The 25,826-nt window shown below is 63.3% G+C and carries 22 protein-coding genes and 1 pseudogene; 7 read left to right on the forward strand and 16 right to left on the reverse strand.

Annotated elements, in window-relative coordinates; translation table 11 throughout:
* Positions 1–97: 97 nt before the first annotated feature.
* The 4 genes from JZ791_RS28305 (at position 98) to JZ791_RS28320 (ending at position 8,861) form a co-directional block, all read left to right on the forward strand.
* Positions 98–2,335, forward strand: a complete 2,238-nt coding sequence (locus JZ791_RS28305) for a hypothetical protein (protein WP_216898394.1) — start codon at positions 98–100, stop codon at positions 2,333–2,335.
* A gap of 687 nt (positions 2,336–3,022) precedes the next feature.
* Positions 3,023–3,343 (forward strand): hypothetical protein, encoded by a 321-nt coding sequence (locus tag JZ791_RS28310; RefSeq protein ID WP_216898395.1) that lies wholly within the window; start codon positions 3,023–3,025, stop codon positions 3,341–3,343.
* 3 nt (positions 3,344–3,346) lie between these two features.
* The gene (locus JZ791_RS28315) at positions 3,347–7,210 is read left to right on the forward strand and encodes an NACHT and WD40 repeat domain-containing protein (RefSeq protein ID WP_216898396.1); all 3,864 of its coding nucleotides are present in this window, start codon (positions 3,347–3,349) and stop codon (positions 7,208–7,210) included.
* A 1,105-nt stretch (positions 7,211–8,315) separates the two neighbouring features.
* Positions 8,316–8,861, forward strand: coding sequence for a Pycsar system effector family protein (locus JZ791_RS28320; protein ID WP_216898397.1), 546 nt, complete (start codon positions 8,316–8,318; stop codon positions 8,859–8,861).
* Between the two features lie 213 nt (positions 8,862–9,074).
* Here the strand turns inward: JZ791_RS28320 and JZ791_RS28325 are convergent.
* The 11 genes and pseudogenes from JZ791_RS28325 to JZ791_RS28375 all read right to left on the reverse strand — a co-directional run.
* Positions 9,075–9,523 (reverse strand): annotated as a pseudogene (locus JZ791_RS28325) (IS21 family transposase); the annotation flags it as partial.
* A gap of 185 nt (positions 9,524–9,708) precedes the next feature.
* A complete protein-coding gene (locus JZ791_RS28330; RefSeq protein ID WP_216898398.1) occupies positions 9,709–10,437 on the reverse strand; it encodes a hypothetical protein in 729 nt (242 codons plus the stop codon).
* 330 nt (positions 10,438–10,767) lie between these two features.
* Positions 10,768–10,959 (reverse strand): hypothetical protein, encoded by a 192-nt coding sequence (locus tag JZ791_RS28335; protein ID WP_216898399.1) that lies wholly within the window; start codon positions 10,957–10,959, stop codon positions 10,768–10,770.
* Positions 10,960–11,099: 140 nt separating this feature from the next.
* The gene (locus JZ791_RS28340; protein ID WP_216898400.1) at positions 11,100–11,510 is read right to left on the reverse strand and encodes an NUDIX hydrolase; all 411 of its coding nucleotides are present in this window, start codon (positions 11,508–11,510) and stop codon (positions 11,100–11,102) included.
* Complete coding sequence (locus JZ791_RS28345) at positions 11,494–12,441, reverse strand: formylglycine-generating enzyme family protein (RefSeq protein ID WP_216898401.1); 948 nt, start codon at positions 12,439–12,441, stop codon at positions 11,494–11,496. Before JZ791_RS28345 ends, JZ791_RS28340 begins: the two co-directional genes overlap by 17 nt.
* 3 nt (positions 12,442–12,444) lie before the next feature.
* Positions 12,445–12,732 carry a ubiquitin family protein gene (locus tag JZ791_RS28350; protein WP_216898402.1) on the reverse strand — a complete coding sequence of 96 codons (288 nt, stop codon included), beginning with the start codon at positions 12,730–12,732 and terminating at the stop codon, positions 12,445–12,447.
* Complete coding sequence (locus JZ791_RS28355) at positions 12,729–13,679, reverse strand: NAD-dependent epimerase/dehydratase family protein (RefSeq protein WP_216898403.1); 951 nt, start codon at positions 13,677–13,679, stop codon at positions 12,729–12,731. The genes JZ791_RS28350 and JZ791_RS28355 overlap by 4 nt, the downstream gene beginning before the upstream one ends.
* 46 nt (positions 13,680–13,725) lie before the next feature.
* The gene (locus tag JZ791_RS28360; RefSeq protein WP_216898404.1) at positions 13,726–14,358 is read right to left on the reverse strand and encodes a hypothetical protein; all 633 of its coding nucleotides are present in this window, start codon (positions 14,356–14,358) and stop codon (positions 13,726–13,728) included.
* Positions 14,352–14,720 carry a DNA-directed RNA polymerase subunit beta gene (locus JZ791_RS28365; protein ID WP_254206438.1) on the reverse strand — a complete coding sequence of 123 codons (369 nt, stop codon included), beginning with the start codon at positions 14,718–14,720 and terminating at the stop codon, positions 14,352–14,354. Before JZ791_RS28365 ends, JZ791_RS28360 begins: the two co-directional genes overlap by 7 nt.
* Before the next feature lie 125 nt (positions 14,721–14,845).
* On the reverse strand, positions 14,846–15,661 hold the full coding sequence (locus tag JZ791_RS28370; RefSeq protein WP_216898406.1) for a hypothetical protein: 816 nt from the start codon (positions 15,659–15,661) through the stop codon (positions 14,846–14,848).
* 11 nt (positions 15,662–15,672) lie between these two features.
* Positions 15,673–15,867, reverse strand: a complete 195-nt coding sequence (locus JZ791_RS28375; protein WP_216898407.1) for a hypothetical protein — start codon at positions 15,865–15,867, stop codon at positions 15,673–15,675.
* Positions 15,868–16,657: 790 nt separating this feature from the next.
* On the opposite strand from JZ791_RS28375, the gene JZ791_RS28380 reads away from it, so the two are divergent.
* Positions 16,658–17,950, forward strand: a complete 1,293-nt coding sequence (locus tag JZ791_RS28380) for an NsdA family TPR-like regulatory protein (RefSeq protein WP_216898408.1) — start codon at positions 16,658–16,660, stop codon at positions 17,948–17,950.
* Between the two features lie 5 nt (positions 17,951–17,955).
* Here JZ791_RS28380 and JZ791_RS28385 read toward each other — a convergent pair whose 3' ends face one another.
* From JZ791_RS28385 to JZ791_RS28400, 4 genes are all read right to left on the reverse strand, one after another.
* Positions 17,956–18,993 carry an NAD-dependent epimerase/dehydratase family protein gene (locus JZ791_RS28385; RefSeq protein WP_216898409.1) on the reverse strand — a complete coding sequence of 346 codons (1,038 nt, stop codon included), beginning with the start codon at positions 18,991–18,993 and terminating at the stop codon, positions 17,956–17,958.
* 21 nt (positions 18,994–19,014) lie between these two features.
* A complete protein-coding gene (locus tag JZ791_RS28390) occupies positions 19,015–20,124 on the reverse strand; it encodes a M20 family metallopeptidase (protein ID WP_254206440.1) in 1,110 nt (369 codons plus the stop codon).
* A gap of 175 nt (positions 20,125–20,299) precedes the next feature.
* Entirely contained in the window at positions 20,300–21,985 is a 1,686-nt protein-coding gene (locus JZ791_RS28395) for a relaxase/mobilization nuclease domain-containing protein (RefSeq protein ID WP_216898410.1), read from the reverse strand.
* 26 nt (positions 21,986–22,011) lie between these two features.
* The gene (locus JZ791_RS28400) at positions 22,012–22,521 is read right to left on the reverse strand and encodes a MobC domain-containing protein (protein ID WP_216898411.1); all 510 of its coding nucleotides are present in this window, start codon (positions 22,519–22,521) and stop codon (positions 22,012–22,014) included.
* Between the two features lie 417 nt (positions 22,522–22,938).
* Here JZ791_RS28400 and JZ791_RS28405 point away from each other — a divergent pair, with 417 nt between their 5' ends.
* Both JZ791_RS28405 and JZ791_RS28410 read left to right on the forward strand, forming a co-directional pair.
* On the forward strand, positions 22,939–23,817 hold the full coding sequence (locus JZ791_RS28405) for a hypothetical protein (protein WP_216898412.1): 879 nt from the start codon (positions 22,939–22,941) through the stop codon (positions 23,815–23,817).
* Positions 23,818–24,098: 281 nt separating this feature from the next.
* Positions 24,099–24,497 carry a hypothetical protein gene (locus tag JZ791_RS28410; protein WP_216898413.1) on the forward strand — a complete coding sequence of 133 codons (399 nt, stop codon included), beginning with the start codon at positions 24,099–24,101 and terminating at the stop codon, positions 24,495–24,497.
* 55 nt (positions 24,498–24,552) lie between these two features.
* On the opposite strand, the gene JZ791_RS28415 is transcribed toward JZ791_RS28410, so the two are convergent.
* The gene (locus tag JZ791_RS28415; protein ID WP_216898414.1) at positions 24,553–25,419 is read right to left on the reverse strand and encodes an NYN domain-containing protein; all 867 of its coding nucleotides are present in this window, start codon (positions 25,417–25,419) and stop codon (positions 24,553–24,555) included.
* Positions 25,420–25,826: the final 407 nt, after the last annotated feature.

A 25,826-nucleotide genomic window follows, 5' to 3' on the forward strand; every position in this document is an offset into this window, starting at 1 on the left:
CTCGACCCCTGGGCCGCCGACCGAACCGCCTGACCCCTCCCGGTTCGCGCGACACCACGACGCGTACCACGCACACGACCACTGGAGACGACAGTCCATGACCGACGACGAGATCGGCCGCGAAACCGCCGCCGCGCTCCGCACCACCCTCCAGGTAGCGGGCCTGCTGGCCGAACACTGGAGTCGCACCCGCGAGGCACGCGCTCGCGAAGCCACCGCCCGCCACCACGCCGCCGCCCGCCACACCGAACGCCGGCTACAGGCCGAACGCCGCACCGTCGAAACCTATCTCCGCGCCACCCGCACCCGCGAATGGTGGGCCACCGCGACCCGAGCCCACATCACCGAAGCATGGTGCACCGCACGCCAATGGGAAACACACTCAACGCTCGCCGCCGACACCCTCCGGCGCCTGGACGGCCAGATCCGCGAACGCTACGGCATCGACCTCACACACACCGTGCCCGCGACCGCCCCCGCTGACCCGACCGCCATCAGCCACCTGCTCGACAGAGCAGCATGGCGACACGCCACCCACACCGACAACCCCGACACCACCATTCACGACCACACTGAACACCTTGCCGCACAAGCGCTGTACGCCCTGGTCGCCAAACATTCCAACGCCACTACCGCTTACCGCGAAACCGGCAACCACGCGGCTTTCACCAATGCCGGCATCGCGGAAGCGGGCCTGAACGCCCTGGGCGAACCCGGAGCGGCGTGGCTGCGGGAATTCGACCGTGACCCGCATTTGGCCTACGCCCGCGTCCTGATCGCCCCCGACACCCCCACCCGCCTCGCACTCCACGACAGCGCGCAACGACTACACCAACTCGACAACGAAACCCACCACGACGACACTCAACGCGCCGAACACCTCGCCGCGCTCGACCAGCTCGGCGAACCCGGCCGCCTCTGGCTCGACACCTGGCGAACCGATCCGGCAACCGCCTACGAGCGTGTCCTGCACAACCCCCACCTCCAGCAAGAACTAGCCACCAGAGCCGAGAACATGTTCAACACCCAGCAGCGGGCCGCCGAGGCGGCACTACGTGAGCGCTCCGGGAACAAATGGTTCGCCACCGCCGGGCGCGCGGAGATCTTGCGCGCCTGGGACACCGCGCGAACCTGGCGCGAGCACTCGCCACTCGCCGCCACCACCCACGACCGCCTCAACGACCTGATCCTCACCCGATTCGGTGTGGACCTCACCGCACACGACGATGCCGAGGTCGACCGGGTCAGCGAGATGATCGACCACGCGGCCTGGCGAGTAGCCGCCGCCAAAATGGACACCACTGTACTGGAAGCCGCCGAAGCCGAAACCCAAGCACAGCAGCGTCACGAACGCGACCAGCTCTACCAGCTGGTGACCGAACACGCCGAGGCCACCGCCGAATACCGGGCGCACGGCGACAACCAGCAGGATGCCACCCGCACCGATCCCGGCCGCGACCAGCGGGCCGCCGCGATCGGCACCGCGGAGATCCGGCTGCGGGACCTCGGCCCGGCCGGGCAGCAGTGGGTGCGGGAGTTCGACACCGACCCGCACCGCGCGTACGCCCGCGTCCTGATCGCACCCGACCCCCTAACCCGCCGCCACCTGCACGCCGCCGTGCAACAACTCCACGACAGCGACCTCATCGGCCCCACCCGCACACCCCGGCCCACCCGCGAACAAGCCATCGCCGCCGTGGAAGCCACCGGCGAACCAGGCCAACGCTGGCTGAACCGATGGCACATCAACCCGCACACCGCCATCGCAAAAATCCTCGAAGACCCTTACACCGCAACAGAAATCAAACAAACGCCGGCGCCAACCGCGAGACGAAAGACCAACAGACGCACCACCGCGCGCCGTGGTCCGGACCGACACGAACGCGCACCACGTCCCCGGACACCGTCCTGGACGGCAACCGATCTCGAGGAAGCCCGCGCCTGGCTGGGGAAACACGATCCGGAATGGCTCTCGGTGCGGGCCTGGAAACTCCGAAACATGCCCACCGAATACGGACGGGACAGCGTCCACGAATCCATCGTGGACCGCCACCACCGGGCCACCCACCCCGACCCAGCCATCCGCGAAACCGTCCGCCTCTCCGGCATCACCGACCACAACGACACCGACCGCAGCACAGCCATCCGCGCCCAACTAGACGACCGCAACGTATCCCCTGCCCTGCAACGCATCCGGATGAACCTCGAACAAGACAACGCCGTCCCCCTGAACGCAGTCATCACGAAAACACCCGGCGCCCCAACAGATCACGACACCACGTCACCAGATCTCGAACCAACCCGCGAACAGCAGGAATACGGACACGAACGCTGACCCATTGACGACGGTAGCGAACCGTAACGTGGCTCATCGGTCGCCCAAACGATCATGTACCCCGTCACCAGGGGGCCTCCGCACCAGCGCCAGTACAACGCGAGACACGCGTACCGATCGCCTTCGCACCATGCTCCCACACGGGTAGGCCGAGTACATTTCCAGGTTGAGTCGTCAGTGCTGGCCTTCGGCCAGGAGCGCAGTTCGCCTGGTACGCTGCTGCGTTCGCGCGCATCGCAGCACCAGACGATGGGCTATCTGCAGGAAGCAACGGGCTGGTGTGGCTTCTGCTCGCGACCGAACCCGCCCAAGAACCCGCCGATGCTCTGCGCGTCCTGCGGGGAGCTGCGCTGTCACGCCGGGCTCGGAGTGTGCTCGCGATGCTTGCCCGAACACCACGAAACCATGGTTCAGTGGGCCATGATCATCCTGATGCGGCGTCGCTTCGCCCTCACTAACTGATCAGTTCGTACACGGGCACTCACAAGACAGACGCTTGAGTCGAAGTTGTCGCGCGCACTCACTGCTTGCGGTACAAGGTGGGGGAGTGCAGAATTGGGCTTACACCAAGGTAGATCGTTGGCGAACTGGACTGCAGGTATCGCAAGTTGCAGGTAGTGCGGTTGGAGGCGTTGCTACAGCAACTGGTCGTGCAGGGCAATCCGCTGTTCGGGCGAGGTCGGGGGGATGGATTCTGTGAGCACAGCAGTGAAGCGCGGGATCGCGGCGGGAGCGACAGTAGTGATCGCTGCCGCTGTCAATGTAGCAACCGGGGTGTTGACTCAGCACTGGGCGATCGCCTGGTGGGCCGCGACCGCCGCCCTCGTTGTTGTTGGGGCCGGACTGCAAGCATGGCTGACGATTGCGGATCGCACCAAAAACGAGGTTGGTGGTGACTCGCATGCGGCAGCCACTGTCCAGCAACGGGTTACAGCGTCAGGATACGCACGAGTGAATCAGGCAGGCCGCGACTTGACCATTACCGAGAAGCCGAAGGACAAGCATTAGTTCATGGGCGAACCCGATGCTCCCGACTTGCCAGGGCATTCTGAAGTTCCTACACATCAAAGGGTCACGGCGTCCGGGCATGCGCAGGTGAATCAGGCGGGCCGCGACCTGACCATCACTGAAATTTCACTGTTCAACCGACGAAGCTCGGTCACCGACGCAGTTGTCGATCTGAGGCGGATGGTTGCGGAGCGGGAACGGACAGCGTCCCAGCAGTTACTGGGCGGCGGAGGGCAAGCCGACCGGGCCATCGACGTGCAATTCGAGTACATCCGGGCCAGGAGCCAAGCTGCAGTGGGTGCGGCCCGTGAGGGCACTCTGGCCGAGGTCGTAGACTACTTTCGTCGGCTGCAGCCTCGCCGAATGGTAATTACAGGGCCGGGCGGATCTGGCAAGACGGTTCTTGCGATAAAATTGATCTCTAGACTGATCGGTGATGATTCTGCGGGAGAGGCGGTGCCGGTACGTCTTTCAGCATCGTCCCTCGATATTGTTTCGAATGGCCAGAACCCCGAAAGTGAATGGTTGCAGGACTGGCTCATTCTGCATCTCCACCAAGTTTATGGTCTCTCGATGAAATCCTCGCGGAGCCTGGTGCAAGCACGCATGGTTTTGCCGGTCGTCGACGGCTTGGACGAAGTCGATGCCGACGAACGACCCGGATTGACGTCTCGGGCTGCCCAGATCATTGTTGCTTGCAACGCATTCTTGGAACGCGACGGCGACAGCAAAGCCTCCGTGATCTTGACATGCCGAGATGATCAGTATCAGGCGTTGGAGCAGGCAGGCGAATGGATGCTGGATTCCGCCCGGATTCAGCTTCAACCCGTCACAGTCGACGCCGCGGAGGCATTCCTGGCACGTCGCGCAAGGAACCCCGAATCCTGGGAGCCGGTCGTTGCAGCGATGCGCCACTCGTCCGGACCCATCGCCACGGCGTTAGCGACACCGTGGCGTTTGACGCTCGCAGCGACAGTTTACGAACCGGTCAATCGAGTTAGCGGGCCTCGTCGGTATCCCAATGAACTACTTGACGATAGCCTCGATACTCCGGACAAGATTCGTGACCACTTGCTCGGCTTGCTCATCCCCGCAGCGGAGGAGCTTTATCGCGATCATCGGCACCCTGATCGGTACTCGGCCGACAGGGTTAGTCGCGGGCTAAGCGTACTCGCGGATTATCTAGAGCATAACCTGCCGACAAGGACTCGTCCCGCGCGGATTCTCCATGGCCGGGTATTATCAGGAACCGATATTGTTCTACATGATCTTTGGCCGCTGTCCGGATTTGTGGCACCCAGGGTAGTCGTTTCCGCATTGAAGTTATTCGTGTGGTTTCCGTTATTTATCTGGATCGCCCAGAAATTTATAGTGCCTGTCTCGCTATCGCCAGCTGTATGGTTAATTATCCTCGTTTGCATCCCTCCGATTGTCCTGGGCGACATCGCTAATATTTTCGTGGAACCGGAACGTCCGGGCGGAGGATTATGGCCTATACCATCTCGCGCAAGACTGTTCACACATTTGCCAATTCGACGCAGTCGTCTAAGATTCGCTCTTGTGTTTGTCTTGGCGGCCGCGCTCGGTGTGATCGCCTGGCGGCTCACCCTGGTCGGCGCGATTGTAATCAGCCTCACTGTCGCACTGTCGGCAATATTCAGGAAACTTGAACCCGGTGACAATCTGCGTGGCAAGCCCGGAAATATTGTCTTATGGAGCTTCATTACCTGGCCTTTGACCGGGATATTCGTCGGCACCGCCTGTCTCATCATAGCCGAATTTGTCAATATTCCGCTAGGTCATGACGGTAGAGATCCAAGATTGGCATTTCTGGCTCTTCCGATGCTGATAGCCTACTTGCCGGCAACTCTATACATGACACGATTTCATAATATCGGATGGTATTATGTCGCCCTTTTGGTGCTCACCCGTAGATCTCGAATCTGGCTGCCCTGGCAGCTGGATCGCTTTCTGCAGTGGTGCTATGGCGCCGGTTTGTTACGTCTCGCAGGCCCGGGCTACCAGTTTCGTCATCGGGAACTACAGGAGTACTTCGCGCGGGAGGCCGATCGCCGTGTGAGCAACCGGCAGGCTTCTACTCTGAGTCCTCAGGTGCGATACGACTCGGTGTCAACGATACGCAAGGCGTTACAGAATGTATCGCGAGCGATCGCGATCGCAACTGTCGCCGTCATTTGCGGTTCGGCGTTGGCGAATGGTTCCGCACCCCTACCTATAATAGGACTTGTCGTAGCTACCGTCGCCCTAATGGAGACTCTGGACACGGCGTCTACGGTGCGCGGGCTCGCGAGGTTCGCACAGGTGACAATGCTGATCACCTGCGCCGCCGGAGGCGGCTGGTTCGCAATGAGTCACCACTGCATTACACGGCGTGAACTCGGGATCGCCTCGGCCGCTGTCGCGTCGGTTGCAGTAAGTGTGACGGTGATGCGCGCTCGGGCTAGAATACCCTCGAATATAAGGCTACTCGCCGTTGGTAACGCTTCTCGCGATCCTTCCGTTGTGACGGCAGGCGCAGGTGTGATAATTAGCGCTACAGTCTCTGTCGCGGCACTCGCCTTCAATACAGGTGGTTGGGCCTTGTTATGCAATGTGTACTGGGGTGGGTATTTCACCATTCGGCCCTTGGCGAAAATCTACCTACACGGTAATCCGGGCGAACGGGCAACCGCCCCGACCGGGGTGTCGACTACACTGCAGAATACCCCGATAAGGCCGCGTTCGAGGAATCTATTCCCCCGGACCCTTCCTGTTTTACCTACCGCCAGCTACGGACGAGCGCCAGCGCCGAGCAAAATATCGAAAACAGTGAATGTCTGCACGGGTTGGGTGAACGACATCAAGGCACTTTCATTCAGCACAGACTGGCGTCTGCTCGCCACCGCGAGCACGTTCGGATCCGTTCGTCTCTGGGATCCAATAACCTGCTTGCCGGTCTGTAAAGAACCCCTGGCAGGTCACTCCAAATTGATCTCCACCGTGGCGTTCAGGCACGACGGATATCTGCTCGCCGTCGGCGCTCAAGACGGAACAGTCCAGGTCTGGGACACCGATACCGGTACCCCCATCAGCAGCCCGGTTGGAAACTCCATTAAATCCGGAACTGGGCGGCTTCCCGTAGTGTTCAGTCCCGACGGGTACCTGCTTGCGGCCGCGAGTTGGGACAGAACCGTCCGGCTGTGGGACGTCACCACAGGTATGCAGGTCTGTAGGCAACTCACCGAACACACCAGCCGGGTCGTGTCGATGGCCTTCAATCCAAATGGAACTATGCTCGCCACCGCAGGCTATGACGGAACCGTGCGGCTATGGGACCCGGACACAGGTGAACCAATCGGCCATCCCCTCATAGGTCACCGCACAGGTCATACGGGAGATTGGGTCACTCTCGTGACATTCAGTCCTGACGGCCGCCTGCTTGCTACCGCTGGAGGTGACCGGACCGTGCGGCTCTGGAGTACCGCCACCGGAACGCAAGTTGGCAACGCTCTCACGGGCCATCCCCGGCTAGCAGCGCCAGTGGTATTCAGTCCTGACAGTCGACTGCTCGCAACCAGCTGCGACGACCGGACTGTGCGCCTGTGGAACACCACCACAACCGCACCAGTTGGCCAACCTCTCACCGGCCATACCAAATGGATCGATGCCATAACGTTCCGGGCTGACGGTCACCTTCTTGCCACTGCGAGCTGGGACCGGACGGTACGACTATGGAACACTGCTACATATACGCTGGTCGGCGAACCCCTCACCGGCCATTCTCGCCTCAATTTGCCCGTCACTTTCAGCCGTGACGGGCGAATGCTCGCCATCGCAGACAACAAGAAGATTCGCCTGTGGCATTGAGGAAATTAAGAATGCTCGGCCGCAACTCAAAACATGCTTCAGCTCGCATATTACATCAAATAGCCTGAAGTTCGATTACGCCGAACTGGAAGGATGAGAGCTTCGGGGAAAGAATCACCGAGGAGACGAATTCCGGGAGTCGCGCCGAAGACGTCTGGCCGTCGTCCAGAAGAAGACAAAGCCGGTCGCCTGCTGACTCGACGCAAGGGGCAGGCGGGGAACGACTTCGCGCGAGGCGATCAGTGGCACGGGATCCCCAGGCGACGCTGTTCTATCTCGCCGACCACCCCGACCCCACCTGACTGCCGGACCCATGACATTCCGGCGCCACTATGCACAGATTCGCGCGAAACATGACCCGGGGCCGGCACTTATTCCATTACAGCGCGTATCTATTGGCTGGCTCCAGCAGAGCCGGACGGGCATGGCTGGAACGGGAAGCACGGCTGCGGGGCGTGGTACTCGTGGTGGTCACAATTTCGGCCGTCGGCGGCGTGTTCACCGTGGTCGACTGTTCGTCGGGGGCGCAGCTGTACAGGATTCCCCAGGCAGCTATCCAAAGGGCCAACATCGCCAGCGGGGATAGGAAGCACACTACTACCAGGAAGTAGATCTTACTCAGTTGCATGACAGCCGGGCTCCTTCGTGAATACGTTGGCAGCCAAACATTTTCGCCATGCGCCGTGCCGGGAGGCGCGTATCAAACCCAGGGACAACAACGCAGGCCACGGGACGCTGACGAGCTCAAAGGCAATCGCCGCCGAGAAGAACCCTTTTAATAAACATGAACAGGAGGCTACCGTCCATCAAACTTCCTCTCGCAGTGGCAAACTGGTTTCGTAGTCTCAAGCTTGTCGCGAGATCGAGTACTGCGTGGAGACTCTGAGGCAGTTCTTATCCCGAGCCCACAGAATCCACAGCCGTCTATCAGTAGTTGCCCGGATTGTGCCCATCCTGGCTATCCCTTAGCTGATCGGTGCACGCAGCGCAAGCTGATCCAGATCCTGTCCACCGACAGCTGCCTCATCGTCCACCACGTGGATCGTTCGCGAACCGCGGCCGATTCGATCTTTACTCTCGCCGATGCATACGCAACGATCGGACGATGACGTCGGGGGCACCCGTCGGCAAACCACGAGGGCTCCCCCTGGAAATGGTTCGCTGGCATCTCAACAGAGAAGATCAAATCCGCACTACCGTCTGGACGCGCGCAGGCGCAGTACTGAGCACGAATGCGCTCGTTGTGGCCGGGACAGCACTGGCCTTCTCCATAGAGGATGCCAAACATCCCAGCGTCGCTGTCCTCTGCACCGCCTTCGGCGCTCTCCTGGCTGTGGCCGGATCGGTTATATCCGCATCGATCGCGCTAGTTACGATGCGTAACTGGCCCATCCTTCCGATCGACAACGACGCATCAATACTTCACGCCTACCCCTATGTCCGCGAGCATTGGACGACGTTCGAGGACTTCCGCGAGTCGGTCATGAACCTCTCGCCAGAGCAACAGGTTCGAGGCGCTCTCGTCGAATTGTGGAAGACCACCAACCTGCACCGGTACCAGTATCTCAAGCTCCGCGTGGCGATGCGCTGCTTGATCACCGCAATCGGCTTCCTGCAAGCCACCGTGATCTTGGCTGCATTAGCCCGCTGATTCCCAAAGCAGCCGCTCCGCATCACATCTCCTTGGCCATCGCTCCTTGATCGGACTGATCCAGCAGGACCCCCGATCACCGAGGGATGCACCGAATAGTCGTTGGAATCCAAGCGAATGTAGTCGATCACGCGGCAGCCGCGCCGAGCGTCGCCTGGCGGTCCGCGGTGATCCGGTCGGTTGGTGCACACCCCAACGCGCGCCGCGTCCGGGCACCATCGTCAGCACCGGCAGCTGTTTCGGGCTGCGGACCTGCCCGAACCCGACCGGCAACTCGATCAGCGGGAACCAGAAATCGCATTGGGCGATCTCCCCGGCGACATACGCGAGGTCCGCGACGCAGGATCCGGCGGCAGATACGCCGGCCGCAACTCCGCGACCCGCCCCGACAGGACCGGCACCGAACGAGTCCAGCCGATCCGCTCGGCGATCACCGTCGCCGACATCGTGGGATACATCTTCAGCAACTCGCGGATCTGCGCTCGACCACGTCCACGATCGCCCCCTTCGGCGCACGCTGGTACCTCGGCGGCCCGTCCGAGGCCAGAGCCCGCTTCACGATGTTGCGGGGACACGCCCAGCGTCCGGGCGATCACCTGGATCGGCATGCCCTCCGACCGGCGCAAACGACGAATCTCAGCCCAATCCTCCACAGCAAGCATCCCTTCGGTCCTCCCTGGCTCGGATAGAGCCAGGGTTACCGACCAGATGGTCCGTTTTGAGTTTTTGCCGCGCGACTGTCATTTTTCACGTTCTGCCGAGACCAGGCACGAAACTCGCGGACATCTACAAACGTCTACCGTTTCCAATGTTTTCCGGAACATACAGCCAAGGCCCTGCCGCCTAATTATGTGCGCGGCTTCCATAGAGTGACTGAGATATCAAATCCTGAGCCATATTCTCCGCTCTTGGTAACCACCTTGAACCAGGCGATATTTTTTTTCCGAGTAATCATGCAGTACGCATTACCTGGCGCAAAATCATCAAAGGATACGGCGCCTATTGAGTTATTCCGGACAGCGTAAAGACATTCTTGGGCTGTCGGCTTTGTCGAGGGCGCACTCCCCCAAGAGTCGCCGTTGGTCGCATCTGGGCGTACACCGTCGTTCCCGCAACCGACCATCGCATCAAGATCGGAATCTGTCCCTCCGCCGTCGAGCAGCTTCCCAGCTTCAAGATCCGCAGTCCACGCGTTACATAGCCCTTGAATTGGTGGCAGATCGATTTCTTTGTCACTATAGACAATGTCCCATGCTACTGACACCGATTGCGGAGAGGTCGAGGGTTCCGAGACACTTAGAACGGAGCTGGTGGTCGGTCCCGTGGCCGTAGAAGTGGCTACATTAGTCGGCGCCCTCGTCGATGCGGACGGCTGATTCTTCGTTACACCGAAGCCGACACCAATTAGCGCGACGGCAACAGCACTAATCATTGCGATGATCGCAGCGACGACAACAGGCTCACGCCAGATCGACTTGCGTTCAGGCGGCTGAGGGTTAGGCTGCGATCCGGACTCATCACCCGGCGACTTAGATGGATCTTCCTGTGGCCGTGGCGGGGAGTCCGGCTGCGACATGCACATCCTCTTTGCTGGGCGTGGTTAGGAGCACCAGCTCTAGTTTGGAGGAGATAGTCCTGCCAGGCAAGGACATTCGTCTCGCTTGCGGCCTCCGTTAGCAAGCGATCGGCCTCCAGCGGTGGCGCTTGGCTGAGACTGAGCAGTCTGTTCTTGATAGCCTTCGCTTTGTAAGAGGCGAACTGGCAAACTGGACTTCAGCAACTGCACACCTGGGCCGGTTGAGTTCCGCAACGCCCCATGGGCTCAGATGCTGCCATCACCTTCAGTGTCCGCCAGCCTCACCAGGTATACGAAAGGCACTGTGTCACAGGGAATCCCGAAGCAGAGCTACTGACTCCGCGAACGCGAATGACACCGGACCGAGCTGGCGGTATCCCACCACGGCACATCAGGCACCGTCCGCAGAGTCTCGGCGAAAAGCCGCTCGATCTGATCGGAGATCCGGCCCGGCCGCGCCCACTGCACCCACCGGGAATCATCCTGAGCGGCCTCGTCATAGTCGAGATCATCATCATCCATGCTCTACCCCTCTCGTTGCCCGACTCGTTCTGCGGTGTACTGGAATCTTAGACGGGTCGTCCAATCGCCCTGGCGGGTCGATAGAGCCAACCGGGCGGCCTGGGAATTAGCGGGGGCGGCCCGGTTTTCAGCCCGATCGACTACTGCCGGATCTGGGTGAAATACTCGGCGAGCATTTCATTCTCTTCGAATCCCAGGACCGTCGCCGCGATATCGGTCTCGCTAAACCAGCGCAACTCCTGCCCCTCGGTCAACGTGATCTTGTCCAGATCCAAGTCGAGCTGGGTGCGGAATGTGTGTTCGAGCAGACCCCAGTGACGCTCTCGGGTGCAGTGGTGTTCAACCTCGGCGGGGTCGAGCACCACACCGATTTCCTCCTTGATTTCGCGAATGACGTTCTCAAGTGGTGTTTCTTCGGGCTCGCGGTAGCCGCCCAGCAGCGCCCACATGTTGGGGCATGGGATCTCGGGTTTGTCGTCGCGCAGGAACAGCAGGATCTGATCGTCGGCGTTGCGGATTATGATGTTCGAGCCCTCATGCGTGATCGTCATTCGGCTGCTCCTGGTGGTCGTTGGATGGATTGTCGGTCGCGGGTGTTTGGTTCGGGGCGGGCGCGGTTGCGGCGCAACGGAATCCGAGATCATACGCTTCGTACTCCGGGATGCCGCAGATTCGTTCGCTGGTACGGGTCTGCAAACGCATCATCTTCCATGACCCGCCACGGGCGACAATGTATCCGAGGCGGGCGGCCGCGCCGAATCCGTCGGCGTAGTTCGCCGATCCGTAGAAGCGGTAGGGGCTCGATGTCCACTCGGTGACGTTGCCAGCCATGTCATGGCACCCGACTGGCGATATCGACGCCGGGAACATCCCGACAGCGGTAGTCGCCGGTGCGGGTCCGTGATCGGTCCAGTGGCCCGTGTACCAGCGTTTCCAGTCCGCCAGCTCGCGCATGGGCGCGTTCGCCCAGTACTCGGCAGTATTGGCCAGCAGCCGCGACCACTCCGACCCCCAAGGCCACGCCTGCCAGCTCGGCCCGTGGGCGGCGTATTCCCATTCCGCTTCGGTGGGCAGGCGTTTGCCCGCCCACTGCGCGTACCCGGTGGCGTCGTTGTGATCGACGTGCACGACGGGATGGTCGGGCCGGTCGGCGACTGCGTCGATATCGGGGTGCGGGTGCCGCCACGATATGCCCGGTATCGGCCGCCAGTAGTCCGGGCCGTAGACCAGGCCATCGCCGTTCCGCTCCGCGGCGGTGACCCACCCGGTAGCAGTCGTGAACTCCGCGAACTCGGCATTCGTGACCGGGTAACGATCCATCCAGAACCCATCGATGGTGACGGTGTGCTGCGGGGCCTCATCGTCGAACCAGGTTCGTGAGTAATGCTGTGTGTCGGCCAGAGACGCCAAATGCTGTTCCGGTGAACCGATTTCGACGAGCCCCGGCGGAACCCACACCATGTTGTCGGTAGGCGCGTACATCACTCACCCGCCCATGAAGGCCGACAACACGCACACCTCGTGCGGCTGCTGGCCGGTCAGTGGAATATCGATGCCTTCGGCGGCGCTGACGCGCTCGTCGTTCAGCGCGACCGCGGCGTAGCGCGGGATCGTCCCCTCGGCGGTCAGGATGCGATCCGCTACAGCGGGGAACTCGCTGGTCAGCCACCGAAGGGCGTCGCCGAGCGTATCGGCTTCGGTCCACAGGTTCGACATGTCACGCCCGGTGAGCGCCCCCCAGTTACCGGGAACGACGAATCGCACGGGGCTCATGCCGCGGCCTCCGGCCCGTCGCGGTGCTCGCGCATCCAGTCCACCGTGAGCGCCAGGCCCTCGGCCAGCGAGACGCGCGGTGTCCATCCGAGGATTTCGGCGGCCCGGCTCATGTCCGGGCATCGTGACGGCGCGTCGGCCTGACGGGCTTCGATCACCTCAAGGTCACCGGCGCCGGCGAGTTCGATCACGGTTTTGGCGAGTTCCTTGATGCTGATTTCCTCGGTCGCGCCGATGTTGATGGGCCCGAACTCGTCGCATTCGAGCATCGCGCATATCGCGTCGACGGCATCGGAGACATAGAGCAGGCTGCGGGTCTGCGTCCCGCCGTGCAGGGTCAACGTCCGCCCTTCCAGGGCGGCGGCGCAGAACGCGGGCACTACCCGGCTGTCGCCGCGCCACATGTGCGGTCCGTAGACATTGAAGGGGCGTACCACCCCCGCACGCACACCTTCGCTGCGCTGGTAGCCGATGGCGGCGGCCTCGGTGAACATCTTGGTCACCTCGTAGGCCGAGCGCGGCCCGAGCGGGTCTATCGCACCCCGGCAGGTCTCGGTCTGCGGGTGGGTCGTGGTATCGCCGTATACGTCGCTCGAGGACGCCAGCACTATGCGCGCCCCGTGGGACTCAGCGACCTCGAGCGCGTTCATGGTGCCCTGCGATCCGGCCCGCAACGTCTCGATGGGCATCTGGGAGTACATCGCGGGCGCGGCCGGGCACGCCAGGTGCACAATCCCGGTGACCGCGTTCAAGCTGCCGAGACAGTACCGGTCGGTGATGTCACCGAACCGCAGGGCGAACTTGCGGTGGCCGATAGCCTGATCGAGATTGGCTCGATGCCCGGTGGAGAAGTTGTCTATCACGGTCACCTCGTGTCCGAGATCGAGCAGTCTGAGCGCCAGATGGCTGCCGATCAGTCCGGCACCGCCGGTAATCACCGTATGCATGGGTATCACTCCTTGTGTGTTGAATTGACAATCAGGCGAAGGGTTTTCAGCGCTGCCGCAAGGGCTGATTGATGCGTTGGAGAACGGCCCTGTTGCGGGTGTGGTCCTGCGTCATCGCCAATGCCCATGTATGGGCGGATGGGATGCCGGCCTCGAGACGGTCTATCCACGTATCGATCGAGGCGCTGTCCTCGAGGGTGTTGCCCTCCCAGCTGGTCACGCCGAGTTCGGCCATATGGGTGTACTTCACCGACATGTACAACCGGCCGCGGGAGTCGAAAACCATTGCCGCACAAGAATCATCGGCGGTCGGACGGTCTTTCAACGATCCCTCGGCGACAGCGCGCACCGTTTCCTCCTCCGATGCGTCGCCAATGCTGGTGAGCAGCTCGCCGCGCACCGAGGAGGCGAGCCCGAATCCCCGCAACCGGCGGCCCGCGAGCCGGGCGAGTAATCCCTCGGCGGCGGCGAGGATCGGTGATCCGACGACCTGACGGGTATCGAGGTCGACCACCGTGCAGGCGAGGCCGGAGGCGGTATTGGCGGCGGTGCAGGCCAGCCCCCACAGATGAGCGGTGCAGGCCCCGTCAGCGCTCCGTGCGGTGTCCGTGGTGCGTCGGGCCAGCATCATCGGGACGATCGTGTCCAGAATCGTCGTCCGGCTCGGGTAGATCAGCATCGGTGCCGCCGACTCAGTCCGCCGCAGGCATCGACTGCGGTGAGCACAACCATCCCGGACGGGCGGTATCCGTCCGCTGGTGCCTGTGACCAGCATCGGAACCCCCGATGACGGCGGACCGGGGACGGCAGCGCGATCTCTCCTCCGGGCCGCGCCACCGCGATCTGTGCCCGGAACAATCTGGCGAACGTCGCCACGTCATCGGGGATGTCCGGCCGGACAAGCCAGGTCCATCGGGACGACCGAGGATGCGAGATGATCGGCCCCAAACGGATGCCCTGCCGCTGCATATGAAGCCGGACCCGCGCGGCCAGCTCCGCGGGCATGGTGATCGCTCCGAGCGTGTCATCGACCATGGCCATGATGGCTTGCAGCTCAGGCCGTATACGAGCATCAATGCGACAGGTTCGCCGGTAGAACTGGCACCGAGAGGTGAGCGTATCCGCGGGTACTGCTGGAAGAACCGTCGTGGCCTCGAAAGCGGCGGTCATGACCGCGCCTCCCGGGATAGCCCACCCGCCGGAGGCGAATTGCGCGGCACCGTGCCGCCGTGCGACGCGCTGCGCGTATCAGCACGAAGCTCGGTTAGGAAGACGCCAACATGACTGATGGCCAACGCCTTACACTTCGGCCGATCACCAGCCACCCCGGCCATTACATCGATCGCCGCGTTCAGGCCCGCCATATAGCTCTCCTGGTTGCCGTGCGAGGCGTCCGAGACGGCACGGGCAAGCAACCCGGTGTACTCGGGTCCGTACTCGCTGGTCAACTGCACAACCAGCGCGGTGGCGCGCGGCAGCGGACTGCCGTCGGCAGCGCTGACCATGGCTTCGGCCGGGGGAAGATCGAGACTGTCGAGAATCGGATAGTCGGACTGCTTCTCGACACCGATGACCTTGCCCCCGAGTCTGGCAAGAAATTCGCTCGCCTTGTCCAACCGCATAGGGCCGTACGCCGCAAACACTTGCCAATCCGACTCACCGCCACCGCGCGGCCGGGTCAACGTCACAATGTTCCAAGCGTCCGCGTTCCAAACGTCCACGTCGAGCTGCACTGACTCGGCCGGGATGAGAAGGCGGATCACTTCCTCGTCGGACTGCACAGGCTGTTGCTCCTCTTCCAATCGGTGATCGAGGCAATCTGTTTGAGCCCCCGCGGAATCGGGCGGGAGAGCCATGAGACCGGCCAGCACATGACCGATGTGATACCGATCCGTTTCGCGTTCGAGCGGCCTTGCCGCCGCCGGAATCGGCGTTGTCCCGAACGTGTGCTGGGGAAGAAGCGGGCTATGGCTGATGGTCATTGGATTCCTACTTATTTCTCGAACAGTCGGTGACACGGCAGTAGAGCGAGACCCGCCGACATCGCCCGATCCAGCCGGACCACAGCCCGGCCGTGCCAGCGCGCCATCCCGGCGAGGAACTCCCTGGCGGCGGATTCCTCCGCGCGGTAATGCAGCGGCGGCAGAGCGGGAATCTCCAGGAACTCGACAATCACGTGCAGTTGCATGTCCGTCTCACCTTCCCGTCCGCCGCGCGGGCCTCAGTCGTCGTTTAGATCGGCTGAGACGTAGGCGTGGGCTGCCAGAAAAGGCATGCACCCAAAACCGTGCGCGTCGTGCTGTCGGAGAACCGCGTATGCCTCGTCAGTGGTGGCGAACCCGCTCGGATCTGTCTCGCAGTCACGATGTGTTCTTGCCGCACTAGTTACGGTCCGTGTCTGTCGGATCGATCTGGAAGTGGTGCAGCCGCTCATGACCAGTCACTTCGCCAGGCAGGTTTGATGTGTCCGACATCAACCAAGGTCATGTACGCCGCGTCCTTCTGGCGGCACTGACTGCGGCGACACCCACAGTGTTGCTGCATGGTCGAATGTGCCTGGCAGATGGTGAGCGGCCGTTTCGGGGTCTCGTGCAGTGAGACTCCGGCCGGACGCGCCGGCATCAGGCTGACCACGCCTTGGGATCGCGGTCGGCGTCGATCGTTACGAGCCGACACCGCGAGGACGTCGAACACGGCCGCAACGAATACCCCGAGGCCCGCAACAACGAGACCGGTGATCTCTTGCCCGGCTGAACCCATTGCCCTTCCCTCCCTGCTCGTCTTGGAAGAAACGTCCGCCGCCCAGAGCGATCAAAAGAGGGGTCGGCGACGGGCCGGTCTCACCTTCTCCCGGAAAGCAAGGTTCATGGGGGGTCCATTTGAGGTTCATTGGGGTCCATTTGTGGCCCATTTCTGTTTCCGACTCCCGTAATAGGGTGGAATGTGTCTACCGTGGAACTCGTTGGCGGAGGTAGGGGATGGACGGAAACAGGAAGCCGCATACCCGCTTGGAGCAACTGGCCGTACAGCGCAAGTTGCGACTGGCCGACTTCATAGAACAGTTCGCCGCTACTGCCGCGAATCTCGGTGAAGGAATCCATGTATCCCGGAGTCAGGCAAAACGCTGGCTTCATGGTGGATCAGGAGTACCGCGCTCTGCGGCGCAACGCGTTTTGGAAGCCTGGTTCGGCGAGCCTGTCCACGTCCTACTCGGGCCGCCGCGTCATCAGACCACGGGCATTGAACAGGAGCTTGCAGTGGATGCCGCACACGATTCGGTCCGACATGCGATCGCCGCGGCGACGGCACTGGATCCCTCGGCGCTCGAACTCATGCAAAATGCCGCGGACGAAGCCGCTCGGGCCTACTACACCACCCCGGCGCTGGAGATGCTGAGCGACCTCGTCGCACTGCGGGACACGATCTACGCCCAGCTCGACCGTACGCACAAACCCATCCAACAGGCTCAGCTGTACCTCATGGCCGGTGAGGTGTGCGGTTTGCTGTCCTCGGTCTCTTGGGATCTCGGACGAGTGGGCGCTGCCGAGGAGCAGGCTCGAGCAGCGCTGACGTATGGATCGATCATTGACCACTCGTCGCTTCAGGCGTGGGCACGGTCACTTCAAGTCACCGCCGCTTTCTGGTCAGGTCGGCCCCGCCGCGCCGCGCCAATCGCGGCCGCCGCGATCCCGCAGGCGCCGACCGGGACAGCACGAGTGAGACTGCACAGCGTGCATGCGAGGGCGCTCGCTATGGTCGGCGCGCGGGACGAAGTCCGCGCCGAACTCAATGCCGCCGAAAATGAGCTGGACCGCGCAGGCGATGACAGTTTTCTCGATCAGATCGGCGGCGAACTGGCCTTTGACCGAGCACGCCGCGCGCTGTGCGCGGGCGCGGCCTACGTGTGCCTCGGCGATGGCGATCAAGCCGAGCGAGAAGCGGAAGCCGCTCTCGAGCTGTTCGCGGCTATACCTGACGACCTGCGTTGGGGCGGAGGCTCTTTGGGAGCGCAAGTCGACCTTGGGGCCGCCCGCACCCTCCGAGGTGATCTCGCGGGTGCCCAGGATGCCCTGGAATCAGTATTCGAGGTAAGCCCAGCCCAGCGGACCGAAGCAGTCGTACAGCGGCTGAACTCCCTGGCTCACGTTCTGGGTACGAATCGTTTCCGCGGGGCGATCGAGGCCCGCGACCTCGGTTTGGCGATCGAGGACTTCACGTCTATTTCGCTGGCGCGGACAACGGGGATGCGCGCGATCGCCCCTCCGTCGTAACTCCCTCAGGCTCCGCAGTGGTCGAGCTGGTACGCATCCCACGACTCCAGCACTGCTCGCTCGCGTTCGGGTGAAATCCCCAGCTCTCCAGCACGTTCGTGGTCGATCGCTGCGCCACCGTCGGACAGCCACGCCCATGTGTCGGCAACCGTCTCCGCGACGGGGCGACAGGTCAGACCTGCGGCGCGTGCTGCTGTCGAATCAACGGCCCATGCCCCTTTGTATGTTCGCCATAGCGGCAGTTCGGTCCACTGGGTGATGCGTTGGGACGCCAACCATTCCTCGTCGGTAATCCACTCCAGGGCACCGCCACTCCCGGTGATCACGCGACACGCACCGAGCATGTCCCCCATCGTCTCGCGCCCGGATGACGCAACGTTCCAGATCCCCCCACGGTCGAGACTGAGGGCGAAACTTGCAACATCCCGCACATCAATAGGCTGGACGAAACGAGACGGACTACCGGGGGCGAGGATGCGACCGCCACGCTGCATCCGCCGTAGCCACCATTCCAAGCGCCCTACGTATTCGTTCGGCCCCAGGATCACTCCCGGCCGAAGGATCGTGGTCCTCTCGCTGCCGAACACGGCGGTCACCGCGTTCTCGCAGCCTGCCTTGCCGAACCCGTACTTGGACGGCCCTGGATCGCCGTCATATCCGAAATCCGGCCCAGCGTCGGGCGGGCAGTCCAGCACGGTCGACGACTCGGTGAGCGGGTCCAGCGGCCAACCCTCGTAAACGGACACGGTGGACACGAGCACATATCGGGCGGTCACCGGCTCGAGCGCCCGCGCAAGCTGAAGCGTCTCCCGCGGGATGTAACTCGATGTGTCGATCACCGCGTCCCAGGTGCCCGACGATGCCAACCGGACCAGGTCGTCCGGATTGGTGCGATCACCGCGCAAAGTGGTGACGCCGTCAACATCAACGCCGCTCACGCCGCGCCGAAATGTCGACACCTCGAACCCCTGCGCAACAGCCGATTCAGCGATCGTCCGGCCGAGGAACCAGGAGCCACCCAAGATCAGTATCGTCCGTGTCACATCGCCCATTGTTGTTGACTTTCACGGCCGGGGCGAGTGGCCGTCGCCGAGCTGCGCGAGGAGCGCGGCCAGCAAGGCGGTCCGCTCGGGCATCGTCGAGACATCGACGTGTTCGCTACGACCGTGTGGATGGCCACCGACCGCACCAAGTCCGTCCAGCGTCGCAACGCCGACAGCCGCAGTGAGGTTGCCGTCCGAACCGCCACCGGATTTCACCGCGTCGAGTTCCAGTCCGACCTTCTTCGCCGCCGTCTCAGCCTCGGCGAATAGAGCGCGAGCGGCGTGCTCCTCGAATGGTGGACGGTCGATTCCTCCTGTGACCACGACCTCGGCTCCTGGTAGTCGCGGTGACAACGCGAACATGGCTCGGTCGACTGTCTCGAGTTCGGTCTTCGTCCACGACCGCACGTCCACGTCGCACTGAGCCTGTTCTGGAACCGTGTTCACAGTGGTGCCAGCGGCAAGAACTGTTGGGGTGACCGTAGTGTCACCGAACGCGAGACCGGCAATCGACAACACTTGGTGTGCAAGTTCGATACCAGCGTTGACACCGAGATGAGGCTCCAACCCAGCGTGAGCAGCTCTGCCGTGCACAGTCACTCGATAATTTGCGATGCCCTTTCGCCCGATCTTCACCGCACCTCCGTCGGCGCTCGGTTCACAGACCAGCACTGCTCCAGCAAGCTTGGCCTGTTCCTCGATCAACGCCCGGGAGGTCTCGGAGCCGATCTCCTCGTCGCTGGTGAGCAGCACACTCACATGGTTGGTGTCCTCGAGTAGGTCGAGCGCGGCGATCAGCTGCACGATGCCCGCTTTCATGTCGAAGACGCCGGGACCGCTAGCGATCCTGTCCTGGATAGAGAATGGCCACTCCGCTGTGGTCCCAGCAGGCCACACTGTGTCGAAATGCCCGAGCAACAAGACCGTCGGCTCGACCGCGGGCGCAAGCAAATGCACATGCTGACCAACCGCCACAACCTCCACCGGGCGCGCCACGGCGGACGACAACCACGGGTGCAGAAGATCGGCACACGCGCGGAGGTGCTTCAGCGATCGTGAGGGTGACTCACAGTTCACTAGCGTTTCCAACCGCTCCAGCATGACCGGCAACAGGTCGGCGGCGCCCTTCAAAAAGTGGTTACCACTACTCATCAAATCGATACTTCCACGTGATGCTCCCCCTTGCGACCGCGCAGAAGAAAGCCATCTGGAAGAGATACGACGGGATCATCATGTCCTAGTGCCGAAGCTGTATTTCCGCCTCGGGCGAAGTCGTCTGTGGTGCAGTCAGTACCTCGGAACACATCTACCGCTCAAGCTCTGGATCATCTCCCGGGCGGCGAAGGTCTTGCTCCCGATCGCGCGGCGGCTGGCTGATGTCGACAGAGGATGGTTGCTGTGCCTGGAGATGGTGTTCGCCTGGGATGGTGCCGTTGCTGAATTCGCGCACACCCTCGACGATGCGTTGCATCTGCGGGGACAGCTGCCGATCACGCCCAGCCGTGTAGCGGGCGTGGACGGCGGCCAGCTCGGTGCGCAGGGTGTGGTCGAGTTCGGCGGCGCGGTGCAGATCACCCAAGGCAGTGTGCGCGTCACGCAGCGCTTGCGCGGTACGGGTGAGCTGCACGAGCACAAGCTGATACGACGCGGCGGCGGGTCGATGGCGGGTTTGGAGCATGATCAGCGCGGCCCCGGAGGCGGTCAGGGTTTTGGCGGGTTTGTGCCAGCGGGTATGCGCCGGGCGCTGCGCTGACCTGGCCAGCGCGCGGGCCGTCGCCGCCAGAGGACCGGGGGTCGGTTCGGTGCGCAGGGACCACGCGGCCACCACGCCGGCGGCGCGGGCGGCGGCGCGTGCCCACTGGTCCCGGTCATCCAAGGGAATCCGGGCGAGGTACCGGTTCCACGCTTGCAGGTCTTGCGCTGCCCGCTGGATCTGCGCCGGGGAGACCCGCACGGTCTCCACACCGTCGGTATTGGCGACCGGGCGGTTGCGGTGCGCGGCACGCCACTCGGCGCGCGCTTCGGCGTCGGTCCGCGGGGCAGTGTCCCATTCCAGGCGCAGCGCCGGAAGGGTGAGATCACGCGCGAGACGGCCACCGGCGTAATACACCGCGCGTCCGCCGCCCAGGGCGGGGTCGGCGACCGCGTAGCCGACGGTCCGGCTGGTATCGGCGACCGCGTAGCCGACGGTCCGGCTGGTGTCGCCGTGTGCGTAGCGAGGCAAGACCGCGAGCTGCTCACCGCGGAGGCGGCGCACGAATTCGCCCTCGTCGCGCGAGGCGACCGCGCACGCCCGCACGATGCGTTCCAGCCGTCGCCGGGCCGGTTCCGCAGTGCGGCGTTCCGGGGTCCGGGTTGGGAGCTCGATCGGGGCCAGGCCGCGTTCGCCGAGACCGGTGTGCCGGGATTCGAGTACCTCGAGCCCGTATTCGAGCTCAAGTTCCCCGGCGACGCGTTGGGAGTGTTTCTCGTCCCGCCACAGATCCACTTTCGTGCCGTCGTCACGCACGGCGGTCGCGATGATGTGAATGTGGTCGTTCCCGCCCGCGGACTGCCCGTGATGGACCGCGGCCCAGCGCGCCGGGGACCGGCCGGACCCGTCGGCGGTGAACCCCATCTTCGTCATGAACCCGGTCGCGATCCGGGCCCATTTCGCCTCGGTCAGCTGACCTTCGGACACGCGCAGCGACAGCGAGCAGTGCCACACATCGCCGCGCGTCATCGGGCGTGCGGGGTCCTTGAGTTTGCGGCCCTCGGCATCGAGCCGAATACGGCCGTCGCTCTCGCGCAGGTAATTCGGCACACTCACCTGGGTACCGAACAATCGCCGTGCGCGGTCCAACCGACGAGCGATGGCCAGGGCGCCGGCGTGGGACAGCTCGACACCGGTCGGATAATCGACGGTGATCGTGGCGTCCCCGGCGACCAGGTGCGGAAAGGTGTGCTCGTCGGAGCGGCCCGGACCCACGACGTAAGCCAACAGTCCAGCCATGTTCGCTCCGCGGGTCACGTTGGGCATCACGCGGCGGCGCTCCACCCGTCCAGCACGGTATCGAGGCGCTCCCGCATCCGCCGCAGCAACGCCATGTTCGCCGCGAGCTGCCGGTGATCGATGCCGCCGCCCGAATTCGCTGTCGCCGCCATCTGGTTGACGTTGTTCGCCACATTCGCCAACAACCGCTCGATCCCCATCAACCGGTCCGCGATATCCCGCGCCGCGCCGACCTCACGCCCGGCTTCGGACAACGCGGCCTCGACCAGCAACCGCGAGACCGACACCTTCGCCCGGTGTGCCCGCGCGACGAGCTCGAGTTCCTGCTCGGCGGTGACCTTCACACAATGCGACTTCGCCCGCCCGCCCGGCGTGTTCGCCTGCCGCTGCCGCCGCCGCGCCCTGGCCCGCACCGACACCGGCAACGCGATCACAGACGCGTCGCCCGCTCCCCGATCAGACAACGAGTCGACTGTCTGCGGCTGCACGCCGTCGACCAGCGGGCTGTTCCTGGGGCCGGGTTCGGACGAAGCCATGGATCTGCGATACCTCTCATTAGCTGCCCGCTAACCGAACTGGCCAGTCTAACGGGGTGCCGCCCCACGCTACGGAGGCGCCACAGGGCTTCACAAGGCTTTCACCACTAATTACACGCCTGCAATTCGAATCCTCCAGACCGCCGCACCGTAGTTAGCCTTGGAAATGCCCAGCGCAGCGCCACGTCGACAGACGGCCCGGCCCCGAGTGGCGTACTGGAGCGTGAGCGAACCCACAGCCACTTGGATATCCAAGACCCCAGCTTGCTAAGCGACTCCGGGATTAATATGGCTAGCCTTATCTAATGCTGGTCAGGGATAGCAGTACGCCGCTGAGAATATTGCAGCCAACTTTGCAGTGGTGTCAGGAGTATTGCAGTGGCCGCGTGGGTGTGCGTTCGGCTAGCGTTTTCGCTCGTGGATCACGAACTGCATGCTTCCCGTCGCACTGCAGTGCAAACGAAAAAGACCTGCGCGTTCTGTGGCGTGCCGAGTCGGTTGACCGAGGAACACATCTTCGGTGATTGGCTACGCAAGCTGGGTTACAACGGTGAGGGTCTTCGAGAGATCGGTGACCCTCCGATCGTCCAGCGAGGCGGCCCTTTCACCAAGAAGGTCAAGATCGTCTGCGCTTCCTGCAACAACGGGTGGATGAGCCGACTGGAACAGGATACGAAGCCGCTCCTTATCCGTTTGTTCAGGTCGCATGGCAGGTCGATCCCACTCGAAACGGATGCCCAGCTCACCCTGGCGCGTTGGGCGTTCAAGACTGCGGTGGTGTGCGCCTACTCTGACAAGAGTCAGCTGGAACTCATTCCCAAGGAACACCGCCGTGAGTTCTACGAGAACGACGAGCCGCCTCGCCACGTAGGGGTCCGGATGGGTATGAGCACGGTCCCGCCCTTGGACCCATCGAAGGGTGAACACGTTGCCGCATACTCGTTGACGCCCATCGAGGGCACCCCGATTACCGATGACAGCACCATCAACTTCAGTCTGTACCGCATCACCATCTGCCTGCTGAACGTCGTGTTCTGCATCCTCGGTCACATGGAAACAATCCCGATGAAGGAACAGATCGACAACAAGTTCCGATCAATTACTATGCCGATCTGGCCGCCGCAGAGGCCCACGATGTGGTGGCCACCGGTCGGAGCCTGGCGCTTGCTAGTGGATGTTCCGGTTGATACCTGGGGTCTGGGCCAGGTAGCAAAGGTCCCTGTGCGAACAGTGCGGCGGGAGGGTCTCGTCTCACCTCATTTGCCGGTGCGCGGCGAGTGCATATTTCGAGGTTGACCAAAAGATCGAATCACCCTGTTGGGGCGGGGCAAGCTGACCTCAATACCCCCACGCCGGAGGACCGTTCCGGCCGCCTTCGACCAAACTTGAGACCGTGCGGTCTACATTTGGGCGGGTGACTACACGCACACCGGAAATGTTCGATGCCATGATGGCCTCGTCCGCCCCGCCGCCAGCACATACGCCCCTGCGGCGCGACCCGCTACCGGCAGGCAGTTCGGCCGCCGGAAATGCGCGTCTTCCGCAGAGCTAGAGACCGTCCGGTCTACATTGGAGGGGTGAGCACACCGACACCGGAACATACTCAGCTCGAGGATCTGGTGCGCGCCGAAGCGGACGCCAAGCTCGCCGCAGTCAAGCCACTCGCGGACGCCTACCGCGCACTCGTCGCCGACCGCGAGGAATTCACGGCACGCGATGCGAAGAACGTGGCCGCCGTGCGCGCCGCACGCGCGGCGGCGTTGAAGGCGGGGTTCACCGAGCGCGCGCTGAACGAGGCGGGCTACCGGCAGACCACCGAACTGACCAGACCGGCGACCGCGCGCAAACCCGCCGCGAAAAAGACCCCCGCTACCCGGCGGCGCACGCGCAAGCCAGTCGCCGCCGCAGCACCGCCGAGGGGGGCGGATGCAGCCTCACGCTCCGCCGGGTCGGAACAATCGGCGTCGACCGGGTAACCCTGTCTCGCTGGAAACCGTTGTCGAGCTATTCACTCGCTGCGACGCCAGGCGGCTACCGGTGGCGGGTCTTGGTGCGCAGGTATATGTGTTTGGAGTTCCCGTTTTCCTGCTCGTCGACATCGAACAGGCCGCACTCCTTGAGAAAGCGGCCCAGTTGAACGCGGGTGCTCTCGGGTAGCTGGGCGGTGATTCCCTTCGCGTGCAGGCGATGGCACACCGTGGCCAGATCCGCGCCACAGCTGTTCTTCTTGGCCAGAGCGTTGACCACCTCACACACCGAGGCCGCCACCGTGTCGGGCAGCCCGGCGCACCGGAGCGGCTCGGCACCACCGGTCTTCGGTTTCGGCGCGGCAGCGGTCTTCGGTTTGGTGGTTGGCTTCGCCGCCTTGACCGGCGCTGCTGCCCTCGAGGTCTGCGCGGCTGCCGTGCGGGCGGGGAGGTCCTCGAGGTAGACGAAACGGTCGTACGCGGTGACCATCGCGGACAGTGTCTTGCGTTCCCCGTACCCGTGTACCGACAGCCCGATTTCGCGCAGTCGCAGGGCGAGGTCGACGAAATCCGAGTCGCTGGAGACGATCACCATCGTAGTTATGTCCGTGGTGTACGCGAGCGTGATGGCATCCGCCACGATCGCGTGGTCGACAGTGTCCTTGCCCGGCATCACGGTGGTGACCTGGTGAGCCCGGATCGCGTGCGCGATCATCGCGGGCCGCCACCCGGCCAGGTGCGTCTGGAAGAAATCGCCGTACGCCCGCACGAACCGCACCGAACCCAACTCCCGCACCGAAGCCAGAATCGCGCCCGCCTTGGCCGGCGCGATATTGTCCGCGTCGAACAGCACCGCAATCTCCTCGCCCCTCGCGGCGGGACGCTGGACCACGGGCACGCGATCGGGCGGTGCGGCGGCAGCGCGCGACACCGACCGCAACCATCCCCTGATGCCCCGCGGGCGACGGTGCCCCGTAACCGGATCGATTGCCTCGCTGGTCTGGGTGAATATCACCTCGAGGAAGGTAATCGCCACCGCAACCGAGCCAGCGCATTCCGGGCTGTCCGGGCGCGCCGGGGCTCGCTCGAACCCCGCACCGCCGGGGCGGACGAGCGGGACAGTCAGTGATCGAACGGAACGCTGCTACCTCGATCGCCTCGGCGGCTGTGCTGAAGGTCCTGACTGCCCTCGCCGTGACGGTCCACCACCGGTTCGTGGCAGACGCGGCGAGCGTCGGACAGGAGAAAGGCGTACGGGCTGTCCTCGGGATTCGCGCGCGCCTCCGGGCGCGTGGGCGCTGTTCGACATGACGGTGCTCCTGGAGGTGGTGATCGCGT

Origin of the sequence: Nocardia alni, assembly GCF_019038435.1 — a bacterium.
Classification (GTDB): Bacteria; Actinomycetota; Actinomycetes; order Mycobacteriales; family Mycobacteriaceae; genus Nocardia; species Nocardia alni.

Excerpts from the sequence above, each read along its gene's own strand:
- JZ791_RS28320 (WP_216898397.1), top strand. The coding sequence starts at position 8,316 with ATGACGTCGGGGGCACCCGTCGGCAAACCACGAGGGCTCCCCCTGGAA.
- JZ791_RS28400 (WP_216898411.1), bottom strand. The coding sequence starts at position 22,521 with ATGGCTTCGTCCGAACCCGGCCCCAGGAACAGCCCGCTGGTCGACGGC.
- JZ791_RS28360 (WP_216898404.1), bottom strand. The coding sequence starts at position 14,358 with ATGCTGATCTACCCGAGCCGGACGACGATTCTGGACACGATCGTCCCG.
- JZ791_RS28335 (WP_216898399.1), bottom strand. The coding sequence starts at position 10,959 with ATGGATGATGATGATCTCGACTATGACGAGGCCGCTCAGGATGATTCC.
- JZ791_RS28345 (WP_216898401.1), bottom strand. The coding sequence starts at position 12,441 with ATGTACGCGCCTACCGACAACATGGTGTGGGTTCCGCCGGGGCTCGTC.
- JZ791_RS28315 (WP_216898396.1), top strand. The coding sequence starts at position 3,347 with ATGGGCGAACCCGATGCTCCCGACTTGCCAGGGCATTCTGAAGTTCCT.
- JZ791_RS28370 (WP_216898406.1), bottom strand. The coding sequence starts at position 15,661 with ATGACCATCAGCCATAGCCCGCTTCTTCCCCAGCACACGTTCGGGACA.
- JZ791_RS28375 (WP_216898407.1), bottom strand. The coding sequence starts at position 15,867 with ATGCAACTGCACGTGATTGTCGAGTTCCTGGAGATTCCCGCTCTGCCG.
- JZ791_RS28365 (WP_254206438.1), bottom strand. The coding sequence starts at position 14,720 with ATGGCCATGGTCGATGACACGCTCGGAGCGATCACCATGCCCGCGGAG.
- JZ791_RS28310 (WP_216898395.1), top strand. The coding sequence starts at position 3,023 with ATGGATTCTGTGAGCACAGCAGTGAAGCGCGGGATCGCGGCGGGAGCG.
- JZ791_RS28340 (WP_216898400.1), bottom strand. The coding sequence starts at position 11,510 with ATGACGATCACGCATGAGGGCTCGAACATCATAATCCGCAACGCCGAC.
- JZ791_RS28395 (WP_216898410.1), bottom strand. The coding sequence starts at position 21,985 with ATGGCTGGACTGTTGGCTTACGTCGTGGGTCCGGGCCGCTCCGACGAG.
- JZ791_RS28355 (WP_216898403.1), bottom strand. The coding sequence starts at position 13,679 with ATGCATACGGTGATTACCGGCGGTGCCGGACTGATCGGCAGCCATCTG.
- JZ791_RS28330 (WP_216898398.1), bottom strand. The coding sequence starts at position 10,437 with ATGTCGCAGCCGGACTCCCCGCCACGGCCACAGGAAGATCCATCTAAG.
- JZ791_RS28380 (WP_216898408.1), top strand. The coding sequence starts at position 16,658 with ATGGACGGAAACAGGAAGCCGCATACCCGCTTGGAGCAACTGGCCGTA.
- JZ791_RS28350 (WP_216898402.1), bottom strand. The coding sequence starts at position 12,732 with ATGAGCCCCGTGCGATTCGTCGTTCCCGGTAACTGGGGGGCGCTCACC.
- JZ791_RS28305 (WP_216898394.1), top strand. The coding sequence starts at position 98 with ATGACCGACGACGAGATCGGCCGCGAAACCGCCGCCGCGCTCCGCACC.